General features: G+C 41.1%; 2 protein-coding genes. One reads left to right on the top strand and one right to left on the bottom strand.

All coding sequences use genetic code 11. The annotated features are described in order from the left end of the window. The coding region (locus AB4496_RS28415; RefSeq protein ID WP_372133405.1) for a hypothetical protein at positions 1-212 on the top strand (212 nt) is incomplete at its 5' end. Positions 213-631: 419 nt separating this feature from the next. Here the strand turns inward: AB4496_RS28415 and AB4496_RS28410 are convergent. After that, positions 632-1831 carry a flagellin gene (locus AB4496_RS28410; RefSeq protein ID WP_009848564.1) on the bottom strand — a complete coding sequence of 400 codons (1200 nt, stop codon included), beginning with the start codon at positions 1829-1831 and terminating at the stop codon, positions 632-634. Between the last annotated feature and the right edge of the window lie 167 nt (positions 1832-1998).

Here is a 1998-nt window from a genome sequence, read left to right as displayed (position 1 = left end):
GATTTTCCGGTATAGCGGTTTCCGACGTCTCGGAAAACCAAGTAGTTATCTCTAAGTTACTTTTAATAACGGCTCAAAATTCAGAAGCTTTAGAAAAACTTTCAAAAAACCACAAATTAAATATTAAAATCAAATTTATCAGGCACTTAAAATCTCAAATTTTCTATAACAGTGGCAGTCTTCAATTGAGAACGCATTTAAAAAGTGTTTAAAAAACACACTAATCACTATTTGAGTTACCCAATGTAGATAAATGAATAGTCGCCAAAGAGTTCAGATTGGTATGCTTCTTATACAAAGAGTTGAGTTGTTTGTCGTGAAACAGGTAAGTGAGATCGAGGTTTTACGGATTTGAAAAGTAAACTAGACGCTCTAAAAGAAAACAAAAGTGTAGAAATAGAAAGGAAAAAGCCCCTTTTCCTGTGAAGGAACCGGGGCTAGTTGGCGTGTCAGAGCCTGTGCGGAGATCATCGAGAAATGAACACATTTCCGACACGCCGTTGCATTCTTACCGTAAAAATGGATAGCAGGTGAGAGATGAGAGAGCTAAACACCCAATAGTAAGTATGCTTGCCAGTATCCCTCGCTAAGCGGTTCACGTCTGAACACGAATAGCGAGTTCAACCAATAACTATTGCAATAGTGATATTGCAGAGTTAGGCAACTGTTTTGCTTGAGCTAGTATAGATGTACCAGCTTGTTGCAGAATTTGAGCTTTGGTCATTTGCGTTGTCTCTTTCGCAAAGTCCGTATCTTTGATTCGGCTGTTTGAAGCGTCTACGTTCTCTTGAACGTTTGCCAAGTTATTAATACTGTGGCTTAGACGGTTTTGTTTCGCACCCAAATCAGCACGCTGTGAATCAACGTACTGCATTGCAGAGTCGATGACACTGATTGCGTTTTGTGAACCAGCTACAGTATTCAAATCGACATCTTGAACTAATGTCGTTCGACCTACAGCAGGTGCAGGTACAACTTTGCCATCCGCCGTGGTTGTGGTTTCCTGGCCTTCAGGAGCATCATTTTTGAAGCCTAGTTCAGAGGCTAAACCACCCGAGATTCTCATCTCACCATCTAAATCTGGCTCGGCAACAAATACCTGTATGCGACCTTCATCAGTAACCGATGCGTTAATTAAATCAGATTGACCATTAATGTAAGTTGCGAGTTCTTCGATATCGTCGCCGGCTTTGGCGCTTATATCGAGAGTAATCTCTTCACCCGCTTTAGTTTTGAATTCAAACTTAAGATCTTTTGCTGCTACTGGTACTTCCCAGCTTTTATCTTTAGCGTTTTCAGTGTCGAATGTTGTTCCGCCCATACGGAAATCATCCGCACGAATACTAGTCAGCGCCATAATCATCGCTTCACCAGAGTTTGAACCAATCTGGAATGAAGCTTCACCAAATGAACCATTCAATAAACGACGGCCACCGAAAGCTGTTGTCTCTGCGATACGGTTAAGTTCATCTTGAAGAGCCATTGTCTCTTCGTTTAATGCTTGACGCTCTGCTGGTGAGTTAGTGCCGTTTGATGACTGAATCGCTAGATCACGCATACGCTGTAGTATGTTCGTTGATTCGTTCATCGCGCCTTCTGCAGTTTGAGCAATCGAAATGCCATCATTTGCATTACGCATTGCTACATCAAGACCACGAGACTGTGCTGTTAAACGGTTTGATATTTGTAGGCCAGCTGCATCATCTTTTGCACTGTTGATCTTATGGCCTGATGACAAACGTTCCATAGAAGTCGCTAGTTCATTAGACGATTTATTCAAGTATCGTTGTGCTGTCATAGCAGATACGTTAGTGCTTACATTAATAGCCATATTGCTCTCCTTATGAGTTCGCAAAATTTCTGCGAAGCGGCCAGCTTTACTCTCATATGGATAAGCACTGACCGTGTATTACGCGATAAACCCTAGATAAGGTTTAAGATCTGTATTAATCATTTATGAAAAGTATAAAAGCATGTTGTGTGCCAACTTTTATTTTA

This window comes from Vibrio sp. 10N.222.46.A1 (assembly GCF_041473595.1).
GTDB classification, from domain to species: Bacteria; Pseudomonadota; Gammaproteobacteria; order Enterobacterales; family Vibrionaceae; genus Vibrio; species Vibrio tasmaniensis_A.
This window is presented reverse-complemented; position numbering and strand designations above follow the sequence as displayed.

Coding starts and splice junctions, on each gene's coding strand:
- AB4496_RS28410 (WP_009848564.1), bottom strand. CDS start 1,831: ATGGCTATTAATGTAAGCACTAACGTATCTGCTATGACAGCACAACGA.